Source organism: Rhizobium sp. PvP014 (assembly GCF_017876855.1).
In the GTDB taxonomy this organism is placed as follows: domain Bacteria; phylum Pseudomonadota; class Alphaproteobacteria; order Rhizobiales; family Rhizobiaceae; genus Neorhizobium; species Neorhizobium soli.
On the sequence record NZ_JAGIOT010000002.1, the window covers coordinates 1,797,751 to 1,809,826 of the forward strand.

General features: G+C 61.0%; 16 protein-coding genes. 10 read left to right on the top strand and 6 right to left on the bottom strand.

The genetic code is table 11. The annotated features are described in order from the left end of the window. Positions 1-121: 121 nt before the first annotated feature. The 3 genes from J3A65_RS13295 to J3A65_RS13305 form a co-directional block, all read right to left on the bottom strand. Positions 122-808 carry a metallophosphoesterase gene (locus J3A65_RS13295; protein WP_192087097.1) on the bottom strand — a complete coding sequence of 229 codons (687 nt, stop codon included), beginning with the start codon at positions 806-808 and terminating at the stop codon, positions 122-124. A 74-nt stretch (positions 809-882) separates the two neighbouring features. Then, positions 883-1,686, bottom strand: coding sequence for a nucleotidyltransferase family protein (locus J3A65_RS13300; protein ID WP_062457812.1), 804 nt, complete (start codon positions 1,684-1,686; stop codon positions 883-885). Between the two features lie 162 nt (positions 1,687-1,848). Beyond that, a complete protein-coding gene (locus J3A65_RS13305) occupies positions 1,849-2,085 on the bottom strand; it encodes a hypothetical protein (RefSeq protein ID WP_162238003.1) in 237 nt (78 codons plus the stop codon). Between the two features lie 134 nt (positions 2,086-2,219). On the opposite strand from J3A65_RS13305, the gene J3A65_RS13310 reads away from it, so the two are divergent. Both J3A65_RS13310 and J3A65_RS13315 read left to right on the top strand, forming a co-directional pair. After that, the gene (locus J3A65_RS13310; protein WP_062582591.1) at positions 2,220-2,402 is read left to right on the top strand and encodes a DUF3008 family protein; all 183 of its coding nucleotides are present in this window, start codon (positions 2,220-2,222) and stop codon (positions 2,400-2,402) included. 81 nt (positions 2,403-2,483) lie between these two features. Next, on the top strand, positions 2,484-3,845 hold the full coding sequence (locus J3A65_RS13315) for an amidase (protein ID WP_209903509.1): 1,362 nt from the start codon (positions 2,484-2,486) through the stop codon (positions 3,843-3,845). 24 nt (positions 3,846-3,869) lie between these two features. Here J3A65_RS13315 and J3A65_RS13320 read toward each other — a convergent pair whose 3' ends face one another. Continuing rightward, positions 3,870-4,883: a zinc-binding alcohol dehydrogenase family protein gene (locus tag J3A65_RS13320; RefSeq protein WP_209901625.1), complete on the bottom strand. Its 1,014-nt coding sequence runs from the start codon at positions 4,881-4,883 to the stop codon at positions 3,870-3,872. Between the two features lie 106 nt (positions 4,884-4,989). Between J3A65_RS13320 and J3A65_RS13325 the strand changes: the two genes are divergently transcribed. From J3A65_RS13325 to J3A65_RS13360, 8 genes are all read left to right on the top strand, one after another. After that, positions 4,990-5,379, top strand: coding sequence for a helix-turn-helix domain-containing protein (locus tag J3A65_RS13325; RefSeq protein ID WP_209901627.1), 390 nt, complete (start codon positions 4,990-4,992; stop codon positions 5,377-5,379). A 113-nt stretch (positions 5,380-5,492) separates the two neighbouring features. Continuing rightward, on the top strand, positions 5,493-6,200 hold the full coding sequence (locus J3A65_RS13330) for a hypothetical protein (RefSeq protein ID WP_209901629.1): 708 nt from the start codon (positions 5,493-5,495) through the stop codon (positions 6,198-6,200). A gap of 132 nt (positions 6,201-6,332) precedes the next feature. Further along, a complete protein-coding gene (locus J3A65_RS13335; protein WP_192086132.1) occupies positions 6,333-7,094 on the top strand; it encodes a glycosyltransferase family 2 protein in 762 nt (253 codons plus the stop codon). Beyond that, positions 7,091-7,747, top strand: a complete 657-nt coding sequence (locus tag J3A65_RS13340) for a hypothetical protein (RefSeq protein WP_192086131.1) — start codon at positions 7,091-7,093, stop codon at positions 7,745-7,747. The genes J3A65_RS13335 and J3A65_RS13340 overlap by 4 nt, the downstream gene beginning before the upstream one ends. A 25-nt stretch (positions 7,748-7,772) precedes the next feature. Beyond that, the gene (locus tag J3A65_RS13345; protein WP_245341540.1) at positions 7,773-8,432 is read left to right on the top strand and encodes an HAD family phosphatase; all 660 of its coding nucleotides are present in this window, start codon (positions 7,773-7,775) and stop codon (positions 8,430-8,432) included. Then, the gene (locus tag J3A65_RS13350; protein ID WP_209901631.1) at positions 8,429-9,136 is read left to right on the top strand and encodes a glycosyltransferase family 2 protein; all 708 of its coding nucleotides are present in this window, start codon (positions 8,429-8,431) and stop codon (positions 9,134-9,136) included. The genes J3A65_RS13345 and J3A65_RS13350 overlap by 4 nt, the downstream gene beginning before the upstream one ends. A gap of 9 nt (positions 9,137-9,145) precedes the next feature. After that, positions 9,146-9,475 (top strand): hypothetical protein, encoded by a 330-nt coding sequence (locus J3A65_RS13355; protein WP_174196298.1) that lies wholly within the window; start codon positions 9,146-9,148, stop codon positions 9,473-9,475. 206 nt (positions 9,476-9,681) lie between these two features. Next, a complete protein-coding gene (locus tag J3A65_RS13360; RefSeq protein WP_113165539.1) occupies positions 9,682-10,449 on the top strand; it encodes a 2-keto-4-pentenoate hydratase in 768 nt (255 codons plus the stop codon). Positions 10,450-10,506: 57 nt separating this feature from the next. Here the strand turns inward: J3A65_RS13360 and J3A65_RS13365 are convergent, their stop codons facing one another. Both J3A65_RS13365 and J3A65_RS13370 read right to left on the bottom strand, forming a co-directional pair. Beyond that, complete coding sequence (locus J3A65_RS13365) at positions 10,507-11,133, bottom strand: nuclear transport factor 2 family protein (protein ID WP_209901633.1); 627 nt, start codon at positions 11,131-11,133, stop codon at positions 10,507-10,509. Between the two features lie 111 nt (positions 11,134-11,244). After that, positions 11,245-12,072 (bottom strand): bifunctional 5,10-methylenetetrahydrofolate dehydrogenase/5,10-methenyltetrahydrofolate cyclohydrolase, encoded by an 828-nt coding sequence (locus J3A65_RS13370; protein WP_209901635.1) that lies wholly within the window; start codon positions 12,070-12,072, stop codon positions 11,245-11,247. Positions 12,073-12,076: the final 4 nt, after the last annotated feature.

Sequence of the window (12,076 nt, forward strand, 5' to 3'; positions counted from 1 at the left end):
TTTCATCAGGTTGAGAGCGACCGGCAAACGAGTGAAAGGCGTGACAGTTCCATCATGGAACAGGCAAACCTTTCACGATCAGTGATTTTCGCAGGCTGATGTTTTTCAGCCTGGAAAGCGCTCAGAGATCGAGCAGCGCATAAGGCCGACCTGTCGGCTTTTCGATATGCGAAGCAACGTTATAGACCGGCGCGCCCCCTGGCGTCCTGCCTTCGTAGCGGCCGCGGTGGGCATGGCCGTGGACAACGGCCTTGACCGGGAAGCGGTCGATCGTTTCGGCCAGACGCGACGAGCCGAGGAAGGGGAAGATTTCCTCCGGTTCGCCTTCCACCGTCTCGCGGATCGGAGCGTAGTGGAGCACGACCATGGCGCGTTCGGAGCGAACCTGACGCAGCGCGTTTTCGAGCCGCATCGTTTCCTCGACGCTTTCGGCCACCATCGCCTTGATCGCCGGCTCGCCGAAGGAACCCAGCATGTGACGCCCGAAGCCACCGGCAAAACCCTTGGCTCCGGCGAAACCGACGCCGTTGATTTCGACTGCCTGACCTTCGAGAAGGTGGACGCCGGCGTCCTTCAGTATGTGGGTGACTTCCTCGACGCAGCCACATTCATAATCGTGGTTGCCGAGTACGGCGACCATCGGGATCGAGCATGAGCGCAGATCGGCGGCCAGCAGTTCGGCTTCCTTGACCTTGCCGAGGTCGGTCAGGTCGCCAGTCAGGACCAGAATGTCCGCCTCCAGCGAGATCTCGGCAAACAGGTCCTTGTAGGATTCCGAGCCGTGTTCCTTGACGTGGAGATCGCCCATGGCAGCGATGCGCTGCAGGCCCGCAGGCTTCTTGCGATCGCTCTTCTGTTTTTCGGCAGCCTTGTCAGACTTGCTCATACCGGGCCTCCTTCCAAAGTTTTTTCATCGACGCCCGCGCGCAGCTCTCCCTCGCCACCGACGTCGGCGAAACCCCATTCCTTGACATCGATCTCGAAATCGATGCGGCTGAACATGCGGCCACGGCAGACCTTCATCTGCGGCAGGGGCAGTTCGCGCTGCGCCTTCAGGCGGTCGAGAAGCTCGTCGAGCAGCCAATCAGGAACCTTGTCGCGCTCGGTCGGGTAGATCCAGCGGAAGTTGAGAAGGTGGATCAGCAGCACTTCCCAATGCACTTCCATATGGTTGAGCAGCCGCTCCCAGTCGATCTGGTCATGGGCGCGCAGGATCGTGTGGACGATGTCGCCGCCGTCGTAGCGGTGGCGAAGCTGGACGAAGCATTTCGACCAGATCAGCTCCGTTGGGGCGATAATACGGACCTTGTGGCCGTTCATCTCGATCTGTCTGGCATTCTCGAACCAGCTGTCGCTGATCGGCATTGTGCCGTTGGAGGCTGCAAAGATCACATCGAAGAAGTGCTTCCCCTTCTTGACCTTGCCCAGCCAGCGGTCGTCCTCGACCTCGATCTCGTATCCCTTCTGTTTGAAATGCGAGAGGATCCGGGCGTAGTCACCGGCCTTGCAGAAGATATCGAGATCCTTGGTCTGACGAGTAATGCCGGTATAGGCGCTGAGCGCGAACGTGCCGGCCAGAAGAAACGGGATGTGGCAATCGACCAGATCCTCCAGCGCTACGGCAACGAAGGCCTCCGCATCGGCATCGGCCAGAAACGGCGCCGCCTTGACCTCGAGATCGGGCATTGCCTGGAGCGGATGGGGCGGCGTTTCTCGCGCCGCCGTCGGTGCGGGGGCGAGCCCATGGCGCTTTTCTACATCGGCATTCATCGGTTTTCTCCGAATGTCAGTGGGTAGCGGGAACAGCGCGTTTTCCCGCTGTTTCCCGCCTGAGCGTCAGGCTCAGCCTCACGGCTTTTCCTGGTTGTCCGCATTGGCCATCGGGCTTGGGCGTCCGTCCGGCTGGTCGCCGTCTTCGCGCTGGTCGATGTCTTCAAGATCGGTCTTGACCATGAAACGGTCGATTTCGCCGCGACGCGCAGCTTCGCGCACGGCTGCCGGGTTGGTCGTTTCCATCTGCTCGCTCAATTCGTCACGAACCGGTTCGCGCGCCTTGTCGTCTTCGTGCTTTTCGTTTTCCATCATGGTCTCCTTTGACGTCGTCAGGCCAGCAATGTGGCGAGCCGGTGGGGAAACCGCCGAGACGCTGCAGAGGTTCCGTGCTGTCGGGAACCGGGAAACGGTTTGCCAAGTTTTAAGCGGAAACGAAGGAGGACGACATGCCGGCAAAATCAAGTGCGCAGCAAAAGGCAGCAGGCGCCGCGCTTTCCGCAAAGCGCGGCGAGACCAAGAAATCGGAACTGAAGGGTGCTTCCAAAAGCATGGAGAAGTCGATGAGCGAAAAGCAGCTCGACGAACTGGCCTCCACGAAACGCAAGGGAAAGCCGGAACACGCTTCCTGAAGCTGGAGCGGCAATGTCTTCTCCTTTTGCACGAATCCGTTACACCTCTGATCCCAGGTGAACGGATAAAGGATGAGCACTGTGACCAAGTCTTACGGATCGATGTCGATTGCCGAGCTTTCGACGCTTTTGCAGCTCGGCAAGGTTGATGCGGTTGAAGTGACTGAATCGGTCCTGTCGACGATTGAATCCTATTCCGACAAGGCCGTGTTCGTGACGCTTCTGCGGGACCGTGCGCTTTCCGAAGCCCAAGCTGCGTCAAAGCGCCTGCGCGAAAATCGCTCGCTCGGAATTCTCGATGGTATCCCGATCGCCTGGAAGGACTTATTCGACATCGAAGGCCTTTCGACCACGGCAGGCTCGAGCGTGATGGCCAAAGATCCGGCGGCGACCAAGGATGCAGCGGTCGTCGATCTCCTGAAACAGGCCGGCATGGTCGCGATCGGCCGCACCAACATGAGCGAATTCGCATTTTCGGGCATCGGCATCAATCCGACCTACGGCACGCCGGAAAATCCGCGCTCGACAGACATGCCCCGCGTGCCGGGCGGATCCTCGTCAGGTGCTGGCGTGGCCGTGGCCGCTGGCCTCGTGCCGGTTGCCATGGGAACCGACACGGGTGGCTCGGTCCGCATCCCGGCTGCCTTCAACGGCGTCGTCGGCTACAAGGCGACCCGTGGCCGATATGCCATGGACGGCGTCTTCCCGCTGGCGAGAAGCCTCGATTCGCTGGGACCGCTTTGCAATACCGTACAGGACGCCGTGTGGATCGACGCGGCAATGCGGGGTCTCGGAACGCCGCTGACGCCGCGAAAGCCCACGCAGACGCTCGATATCGTCATCCCCACCAATGGCGTGTTCGACGGCGCCGAGCCGGGTGTGGTCGAGGCGTTCGAGGCAGCGATCGAGAGGCTGGCAGCAGGCGGTGCCCGCATCACCCGCCTCGCCTTCCCGTCCTTCGACGAACTGCCGCAACTGATGGCGAAATACGGACCGATGGTGACCGCGGAAGCCTTTGCGCTCCATCGAGAACGACTGGCGGGTGCGGATGCTGGCGGAATGGACCCGCGCGTCGTTGCCCGCACCAGGCTTGGCGAAAAGACCACGACCGCCGACTATCTCGCAATCATCGATGCTCGCGCCCGGATGACGGCAGAGACCGAGGCCCTGATCGCCGGTCGCCTCGTCGCCTTCCCCTCCGTCGCCCATGTGGCACCAGCCATTGCGCCATTGAAGGCCGACGACGAGGCGTTTTTCGCGGCCAACGGCAGGACGCTCCGCAATACCGGCTACGGCAATTTCCTCGACTGGTGCGGCGTGTCGATCCCCTGCGGAACCGGCGAAGCCGGCATGCCGGTCGGATTCCTCCTGTCGGCGGTTGCTCACGACGACGAGAAGCTTCTGACCGCTGCCATGGGCCTGGAAGAGGTGATCCGGGGCTGACCCCGGATCATTGTTTCGCAGGCCTCAGAACCCTTCGAGCACGATCTTGCCGCGGGCCTTGCCGCTTTCCAGCGTGGCATGCGCCTTCTTCAGGTTTTCCGCATTGATCGGGCTCATCACGTCGGTGACGGTGGTGCGGATCCGGCCGGCATCGATCAGTGCGGCGACTTCGTTCAGAAGCTCTCCCTGCTCGTCCATGTCGGCCGTTTCATAGATCGACCGGGTGAACATCAGCTCCCAATGCACAGAAAGAGCCTTGCGCTTGAAACCGGTGATGTCGAAGGTTTCCGGATCGTCGATCAGCCCGAACCGACCCTGCGGCGAAATCAGTTCGATGATCTCCTTCGTATGACGTGGCGTTTCGGTCGTCGAGAAGACGAAACCGGGCGCGCCGATCCCGAGCGCCTTCACCTGTTCGGCGATCGGCTTGGAATGATCGACGACGTGATGGGCGCCCAGTTCCTTGACCCAGGCCTGGGTCTCCGGCCGTGACGCCGTCGCAATCACGGTGAGGTCGGTCAGAGCCCGGACCAGCTGGATGGCGATCGATCCGACACCGCCGGCACCACCGATGATGACGATCGCATTGGCTGCACCCAGAACCGGCTTTTCGATATCGAGCCGGTCGAACAGCATTTCCCAGGCGGTAATCGCCGTCAGCGGCAGGGCGGCCGCCTGCGCATTCGAGATCGACTTCGGCTTGTGGCCGACGATCCGCTCATCGACCAGATGAAACTCGCTGTTGGCGCCCTGCCGGATCAGCGAACCCGAATAGAACACTTCGTCGCCCGGCTTGAAGGCGGACACGTCATCGCCGACTTCGACCACCTCGCCCGCCACATCCCAGCCCAGCACCTTCCACTGGCCGTCTTCAGCCGAGACGTTCTTGCGGATCTTGTAATCGACCGGATTGACCGAAATCGCTTTCACCGCAACGAGAATATCCCGCCCCGTCGCCTTTGGCCGGTCCAGTTCGACATTTTCAAGCGCGTCGTCCCGATCAAGCGATCCGGCAGTTCTGTAGGCTATGGCTTTCATGGCGTTCTCCTTTGCTTGCAGAATTGATATAAGCCTCATATGGCGCTATGATCATCCAAAGCCAATACGCACAAAAACAGCCTATAGTGTCAAAAAGGATACCGTGATGGCCAAGGCCCACCATACCAGGTTCGACTGCAGCCCCGGCTGCTCGGTGGAAGCGGCGATCGGCCTGATCGACGGCAAGTGGAAGTCCGTCATCCTGTTTCATCTGTTGGACGGCACGCTGCGCTTCAACGAAATCCGCCGCCAGATTCCCGCCGTGACCCAGCGCATGCTGACCAACCAGCTACGCGAGCTGGAGGCGGACGGGTTGATCACTCGCAAGGTCTATGCGCAGGTGCCGCCCAAGGTGGAATACAGCCTCTCGCCGCTCGGCCTCACCATCAAACCGATCCTGACCGCGTTAAAGGCCTGGGGCGACGAGAATATCGGGCTCTACGGCAAGCCGAAACAGACCGCGACCAATGTGCAGGCGGCGTCGATTCCGGCCTGAAAGAGGGCCTGACCTGCTCCGCACCAGCTACGGGGACTATCGCAGAGAGACAGGATCGGCGGGGGCAAGACGTTGATCAGCGACTGCGATAATCGTTTCCATAGGGGGCAACGTTGAGACTTTCCGTACTGATCCGGGGCAACAATTACATCGAGAAGGACCGTTTCGGCCTGCCGATGGATGCGCGCAAGAACATCGACTCGATCATCGAGAACATTGTCGCGCCGGTGCGTGAAAGCAATCCCGATGCGAAAATCTACCTCGCCACCTATGACAGCCCGGCCCTGGCCGAGCTTCAGGATAAGCTTGGACCGTGCGAGCTGATCAAGCTGGATGCGCAGGGCAGCTCGCAGATCGAGACCTACAAGGAAGGCCTGAAGCACGTCTTCGCCCAAGACGAATACGATGCGCTCGCCGTGATCCGCTTCGACCTGCAGTTCAGGAAGAAGATCTCGGACTGGAACGTCGATATCACCCGCGACAGCATCTACTTTCCCTTCAAGGAATACAAATCCTACTGGCGCGACCACTGGCGCGTCGGCGACGCCGTGCATGTGATCGGCAAGAGCGCGATTTCGCATTTCTACAATGCCATGATCATGAACCAGCTTTCGGGTCGCGCTCACCTGCATCTGATGTACTATTTCCTGCGCACCATGCACGCAAACCTCCGCTTCATCGAAGACGGCTACTTCGATTCCAACACGCTGTTTGCCAATCCGGAATGCGACAACCCGCTCTACAAGATCTTCAACCGGCCGCGACTGACCACGCCGTCGCCGTCGATGGGCATGCAGCTCGGCGAAATCCAGGCCGAATAGGCGTTTCGACCTTGCCCGCGGTCGGGCGCGGACGCTGGAAATTGACCTGTTTGACAGCTTGGCACCAGCTTCAAGCCTTAAGGTTTCAGGCACTAGATCAACTGCAAACTTTTATTTTGGATACCGCCGCAGATGCTCAATATCGTCGTGCCGATGGCAGGTCATGGAAGCCGCTTTGCAAAAGCCGGCTACACGCTTCCAAAACCGCTCCTGCCCGTGCATGACGTCGCGATGATCCGCCTCGTGATCGAGAACCTGAAGCCTGATGTCGAGCACCGCTTCATCTTCATCTGCCAGGCATCGCATGTGAGGGACTACGGTCTCGACGCGCATCTCCGCCAGTGGGCGCCGGGTTGCGATATCTATCTGGTCGAAACCGTCACCGAGGGCGCCGCCTGCACCGTGCTTCTGGCGCGCGACGCCATCGACAACGGCAACCCGATGATGATCGCCAACTGCGATCAGTATGTCGATGTCGACATCAACGCCTACCTTGCCGCCGCAGACGGTCTCGATGGCCTGATCATGACCATGTCGGCGGACGATCCGAAGTGGAGCTTTGTCTCCTTCGGCGACAACGGCTTTATCGACAACGTCGTCGAAAAACAGGTGATCTCCAACCATGCCACCGTCGGCATCTACAATTTCGGCAAGGGATCGGATTTCGTCGCCCATGCCGACCGGATGATCGAGCGCGACTTCCGCGTCAACGGTGAGTTCTACGTGGCTCCCGTCTACAATTTCATGATCGAGGACGGCATGAAGATCGGCGCCTACTCGATCGGCTCCGTCGACAAGGGCATGCACGGCCTCGGCGTTCCCGAAGATCTTGAGAGCTTCCGCAATCTGCCGCTGTCTCTGAGAGTGACTCAGTCCATCAAGGAACCGGCATGATCCAGATCCTCAGTCATCGGGGATACTGGAAATTCCCCGAGGAAAAGAACACGGTCGAGGCCTTCGTCCGGTCGTTCTCGCTCGGCTACGGCACCGAGACCGATGTGCGCGACTGCCTCGTTGGCGGCAAGCCGCGGCTGGTCATCTCGCACGACATTCCAAACGGCACCGAAATCTCCTTCGCTTATCTTCTGAGCCTGGCCAGACAGCACGGGTCTCCGACGCTGGCACTCAATATCAAGGCCGACGGGCTGCATGACATGCTGGCCGAGGTGCTCACCGCCGAAGGCTACGACAACTATTTCCTGTTCGACAGCTCGGTTCCGGACCTGATCCAGGGCGTGAAGCGCGGCATGACCTCGTTTACCCGACTGAGCGAATACGAGCGCGTGCCTTCGCTTTACAGCGAACCCGGCATCACCGGCGTCTGGCTGGACAACTTTCTGCCCGGCCGCTGGTACGAAGCGCCGCTGGTCGAAAAACTGCTGGATGACGGCAAGCTGGTCGCGCTGGTCGCGCCCGACCTGCACCGCCGCCACGACGAATACGAACCTTTCCTGCATTGGCTGGTCTCGTCCGGACTGCGCGATCGCGAAGGGCTGATGATCTGCACCGATTTTCCCGAGAAAGCCAAGGAACTGCTGCGCGTATAGCGCAAGGTCCGGCGCACGAGGTTTGATGACGATGATTAAGGCTGTGATTTTCGACATGGATGGCGTGCTGATCGATGCCCGCGAGTGGCATTACGAAGCGCTGAACCGGGCGCTTGAACTGTTCGGCTTTACCATTCCGCTGCACGAGCACCTGACCACGTTCGACGGCCTGCCGACCCGCACCAAGCTGCAGATGCTGACTTCCACCCGCGGTCTTCCGGAATCCCTGCACGGCTTCGTCAACGAGATGAAGCAGCGCTACACGACCGAGCTGATCCACACCAAGTGCAAGCCGGTGTTTCGCCAGCAATACGCGCTCGCGCGCCTGCGCGGCGAAGGCTACCGTCTCGGCGTCGCCTCGAACTCCATCCGCAGCACCGTCAACCTGATGATGGCAAAGGCCGGTCTTGAGGATTATCTCGAATTCCAGCTCAGCAACGAAGACGTGACCGTCGGCAAGCCCAGCCCGGAAATCTATCTGAAGGCCATCGGCATCCTCGGCCTTTCGCCCGAGGAATGCCTGATCGTCGAAGACAACGACCACGGAATTCGGGCAGCGCGTGCCTCCGGTGCCCATGTCATGGTCGTCAACGACGTGTCCGAGGTGAACTACCAGTCGATCAGCAAGTCGATCGACAAGCTGCAGGCATCGTTCGAGCTTCCGGCACTGCAGGTGGTCGCATGAACATCCTGATCCTGATGGCGGGCGAGCCCCGCATCCTTTCCGCAGACAGCTTCCCGACCCCGCTGGTCGAGGTGGACGGCATGCCGCTGGTGCAGCGTCTGCTCGAACAATGCGCGCGCATCATCGGTCACCGGGTGATCATCGCGATGCAGGAAAAGGAACTGCGCCGCTATCATCTCGACGACGTCGTCCGGCTGATCGATCCGACCGCCGAGATCGTTGCCGTCAAGGACAAGACCCAGGGTGCTGCCTGCACCGCCCTGCTTGCCGCCGGCAGCATCGACAACGACACACCGCTTCTGATCCTCAACGGCGACGAATTCCTGACCGTTCCGATGGAAACCATCATCGCCGATTTCAGCCGGCGCCAGCTCGATGGCGGCACCGTCACCTTCCGGTCGGTCCACCCGCGCTACTCGTTCGTCCGGCTCGACGAGCGCCAGATGGTGGTCGAGGCAGCCGAAAAGCACCCGATCAGCGACAACGCGACGGCGGGCTTTTACTACTTCCGCAAAGGGTCCGATTTCGTCAAGGCAGCCAAGGCCGCGATCCGCAAGGATGCCCGGCACAACGACATGTTCTATGTCTGCCCGGTCTATAACGAGCTCGTTCTCGAGGACAAGAAGATCGGCGTCTACCCGATCGACGCGAAGGACTATCATCCGATCAAATCGGACCGCCAGCTGAGCGAACTGTCGATCTGAGAGGTTAAGATGTGCGAACCGTCCTATAATCTCGACAACATGATCGGCGGCTGGTTCGTCGGCGATTTCGATCCGAGCGTCGTCAAGACCGACGCGTTCGAAGTGGGCGTCAAGAGCTACAAGGCGGGCGATCGCGATGCCCGCCACTACCACAAGATCGCCCGGGAAATCACGCTCGTCGTCTCCGGCCGTGTCCGCATGCTGGACAGGGAATGGGGCGAAGGCAGCCTGATCGTCATTGAGCCCGGCACGGTCAACGCGTTCGAAGCGCTGACGGACGCTACGCTGACAGTGGTGAAGATACCGAGCGCCAAGAACGACAAGTATCTCGTCGACTGACCAAGAATCCTGTCCTCTCAACGAACGATATCAGCAGGTTAAGTCGGCCTGCTGAACAGATCCATGCGCGTCGGGCCGGGATATTGCCCGCAAAGCCTTGACGGACGGCTCTGCGTTCGCGACGATCTCCACCCCGCTGAACCACAGCGAAACGCTGGCGAGAGCCCAAAAAAGCTCAGCCGCAAATCATTCGATCGGAGACATTCATGGCCGAACTCTCAACCCAGGCGTTCAATCCAGAAACGCTGGCCGAGAGCCTGATCACGCTGCGTAACGAAGGCCGCAAGGCGCCGTCCGCAAGCTTTGCCCTGCCCCAGGATCTGAGCGCCGGCATGGCGGCACAGAACGCCGTGGCACAGAGGATCGGCGCCAGCGCGAAGATGATCAAAGTCGCGATGTCGACGGACAAGCAGCCGGTGATCGCGCCGCTGTTCCCTTACGTGGAGACCACCAGCGAAGCGAAGCTTCCATATTCCCCCGGCACACGGTTTGAAGTCGAGATCGCCGTCAAGCTCGGCGCGGATCTGCCGGTAAGATCAGAAGCCTATACAAGGGCGGAGGTGCTGGACGCCGTGGCGGACGCCTATCTTGGCTCGGAACTGCTGGTCACCGCAGTCGAGGAAGGCGGCAGCGTTTCCTTCCCGCTCTACCTCGCCGACCGCATCGGCAATGGCGGTTACGCGCTCGGCCCGAAGGTCCCGAAGACGCTGATCGACACAGTCGGCGGGCTTGTCCTCAAGGTCACCCACGACAGCAGCCCGGTCTATGACGGACCAGTGGCCCATCCGGTCGGAGACGTGCTCGCCTGGCTGGTCGCCTATGCCAATGACGCCACACGCCCGGCCACATCACTCACGTCAGGCATGGCGGTGACGACAGGTGCGCTCTCGGGCGCAATGCCGCTGCCCGGCGCCGGGCGCGTCGTGGTGGAACTCGAAGGCGGTTATCAGATGAGCGTCCTGCTCACGGCTTAACCGGAAATCTGCAGCACGCGACCCCAAGGCTCGCGTGCTGCCTTCACGACGTGAGGATCACGGGCAGGTGTTGACTGGTGCCGCCTTGACGATCGGGAAGCAGCCTTTCCACTGTTCGGTGCGGGCCGGCCACGGCGTCAGCGTCTTCGGGCTTTCCTCGAGCTGAAGCACGCCGAGCGCCTGCAGATCCTTCACCCTTCCGTCGAGATATTCCTTGATCACCGAAATCTTGCCGTCCTTCACATGGGCGATCCAGACATCATTGACGACCTGACGGCTGCCGCGCTGGAACGTGCGGAACTGCAGCTCGACCGCGATGCGGCCGGTCGTCGTATCGATGAAGAACGCGTCCTCCGGAAGGTAGATGCTCGTATCCTTGGCCGCCTTGCAGAACGTGTCGAGGTCGGCGAGCATCTTGTCACGGCCGGTGATGCTGCTGGTCGGATAGGAGAAGGCCACGTCCTCGGTGACCGCGTTCGTCATAAGGTCGCGGTTGCAGGATGCCCAGGCGGATGCGAGGTCGAAGACCAGGTTCTCCATGGCGGCACGCGCGGGATCGGTGGACGGCGTTCCCGCAAAAGTGACGCCGGGACGGATATCCGCAGCCTGTGCTGTCCCAACGGAGGCGACGACGAGAGCGGCGGAAAGCGTTTTGAGCACGAAGCTGCGCAGATGGAAGGTCATTGTGAGTTCCCCGTTGTTGTTCGTTTATCGAACTTGTGTTCGGATATAAGTAGAAAAGCGCAAATTCTGGTGCAGCGCAATATACTCGTGACGACATCAGCCTGATTTCCGTCAGGACGATCCGAGCGCCGCATCCGCGACATTGCGCATCAGGCAGGCCGTTGTCACCGGTCCGATACCATCGGGCACATGCGTCACCGTCACGTTGCGACCCCCAACCGCGTCGAGATCGACATCCCCGACGAGCCCGGCCGGGCCGCGGTTGATTGAGACGTCGAGCACGATCGCGCCATCTTGCAGATGCTCCGACCCGATCAGCCCGGCAACGCCCGCCGCGGTGACAACGATATCGGCGCGGCGCGTATGAGCCGCCAGATCCCGGGTCGCCGCATGCGCAATCGTCACGGTCGCCTCCGCGTCCAGCAGCATATTGGCGAGCGGTCGGCCGACGATGCGCGACGCCCCGACCAGCACGATCTCGCGTCCCCTGAGCGAACCGGCCAGCGCCTCCGCCATCAGGAAACAAGCCTTCGCCGTCGCCGGCGGGCGGGTCACGACGCCAAGCGCCAGATCACCGGCATTGAGGGGATGCAGCCCGTCCACGTCCTTGTCCGGCCCGATCAGAAGCGCAGTCGTGCGGGCATCCATGCCCGCTGGCAACGGATAGAGCGTCGCGACTGCATCGATCTCATCCAGCGCTGCCAGCGTTTCCAGCCGCGCCGTCAGCGCGCCGACATCCGACGGATAGGCTTCGAGCTGCAGATCTATCCCGACCTCCTGCGCACTGGCCTTCTGGCGACGCGCATAGGCGGCCATGCCGGGGTTGCCATCATCGAGCAGCACGACGCAGCGAACCGCGCGGCCGCTTGCCGAAATGCGCCGGCGTGTTTCGGCATTGATCCCGGCTGCAATTTCGAACCCGGTGACGATCTCAAGCATGTGA

Excerpts from the sequence above, each read along its gene's own strand:
- J3A65_RS13295 (WP_192087097.1), bottom strand. The coding sequence starts at position 808 with ATGGGCGATCTCCACGTCAAGGAACACGGCTCGGAATCCTACAAGGAC.
- J3A65_RS13300 (WP_062457812.1), bottom strand. The coding sequence starts at position 1,686 with ATGCCCGATCTCGAGGTCAAGGCGGCGCCGTTTCTGGCCGATGCCGAT.
- J3A65_RS13305 (WP_162238003.1), bottom strand. The coding sequence starts at position 2,085 with ATGATGGAAAACGAAAAGCACGAAGACGACAAGGCGCGCGAACCGGTT.
- J3A65_RS13310 (WP_062582591.1), top strand. The coding sequence starts at position 2,220 with ATGCCGGCAAAATCAAGTGCGCAGCAAAAGGCAGCAGGCGCCGCGCTT.
- J3A65_RS13320 (WP_209901625.1), bottom strand. The coding sequence starts at position 4,883 with ATGAAAGCCATAGCCTACAGAACTGCCGGATCGCTTGATCGGGACGAC.
- J3A65_RS13325 (WP_209901627.1), top strand. The coding sequence starts at position 4,990 with ATGGCCAAGGCCCACCATACCAGGTTCGACTGCAGCCCCGGCTGCTCG.
- J3A65_RS13335 (WP_192086132.1), top strand. The coding sequence starts at position 6,333 with ATGCTCAATATCGTCGTGCCGATGGCAGGTCATGGAAGCCGCTTTGCA.
- J3A65_RS13340 (WP_192086131.1), top strand. The coding sequence starts at position 7,091 with ATGATCCAGATCCTCAGTCATCGGGGATACTGGAAATTCCCCGAGGAA.
- J3A65_RS13345 (WP_245341540.1), top strand. The coding sequence starts at position 7,773 with ATGACGATGATTAAGGCTGTGATTTTCGACATGGATGGCGTGCTGATC.
- J3A65_RS13350 (WP_209901631.1), top strand. The coding sequence starts at position 8,429 with ATGAACATCCTGATCCTGATGGCGGGCGAGCCCCGCATCCTTTCCGCA.
- J3A65_RS13355 (WP_174196298.1), top strand. The coding sequence starts at position 9,146 with ATGTGCGAACCGTCCTATAATCTCGACAACATGATCGGCGGCTGGTTC.
- J3A65_RS13360 (WP_113165539.1), top strand. The coding sequence starts at position 9,682 with ATGGCCGAACTCTCAACCCAGGCGTTCAATCCAGAAACGCTGGCCGAG.
- J3A65_RS13365 (WP_209901633.1), bottom strand. The coding sequence starts at position 11,133 with ATGACCTTCCATCTGCGCAGCTTCGTGCTCAAAACGCTTTCCGCCGCT.
- J3A65_RS13370 (WP_209901635.1), bottom strand. The coding sequence starts at position 12,072 with ATGCTTGAGATCGTCACCGGGTTCGAAATTGCAGCCGGGATCAATGCC.